General features: G+C 64.8%; 1 protein-coding gene. It reads left to right on the top strand.

The features are described 5' to 3' along the window. Positions 1–94: 94 nt before the first annotated feature. A partial coding sequence (locus OP498_RS18445) for a transposase (protein ID WP_280554812.1) occupies positions 95–735 on the top strand: 641 nt, incomplete at its 3' end.

Below are 735 nucleotides of genomic sequence, written 5' to 3'. Positions count from 1 at the left end.
CGTAGACATCATGGATTGACCTGCCCCTCCTCAACGTCGTGGGTTACGTTGAGGAGGGACCTAAACGCAGAGCCACTATTGAGGGAGGCAGGTCATGACACAGTCTAACGCAACTCACTCAGCCGTTGAGGAAAGCACTGTCGCTGAACGCCTCAGCGCCGCCAGCGACGTCCACGCCGGCTATATCGGCCTGGATGTGCACAAGGCGAGCATCTCCGTATCGATCGCCGAGGCGGGCCGCCAGGCGCCTGAGTTCCATGGCGAGATCCCCAACGAGCCCAAGGCCATCGACAAGCTGGTCCGCCAGCTGAGCCAGCGCTTCGACGGGCAACCCCTGTTGTTCAGCTATGAAGCGGGCCCCTGCGGTTACGGGGTCTATCACCAAGTCCAGGCCACCGGCCACGATTGTGAGGTGGTGGCCCCGGCGCTGATCCCGCGCAAGGCCGGGGATCGCGTCAAGACCGATCGCCGTGATGCCCAGATGCTGGCTCGCCTGTCGCGTTCCGGTGAGCTGACGCCGGTGTGGGTGCCCACCCCGGAGCAGGAAGCGGTACGCGACCTGACGCGGGCCCGTGAGGACATGAAGGCCATCGAGCTCAAGGCCCGGCAGCGCCTGGGTGCCTTCCTGTTGCGGCATGGCAAGGTCTACGCCGGCAAGAGCAAGTGGACGCAGGCGCACTTCCGCTGGCTGGAGACCGTTCGCTTCGAGACCCCGGTTCAGCAGGTCGTGCTGGA

The sequence above is a fragment of the Halomonas sp. 25-S5 genome (assembly GCF_029889845.1).
Classification (GTDB): Bacteria; Pseudomonadota; Gammaproteobacteria; order Pseudomonadales; family Halomonadaceae; genus Halomonas.
The sequence above is the reverse complement of the archived record's forward strand: the minus strand, read 5'-3'. Positions and strand labels throughout refer to the sequence as shown.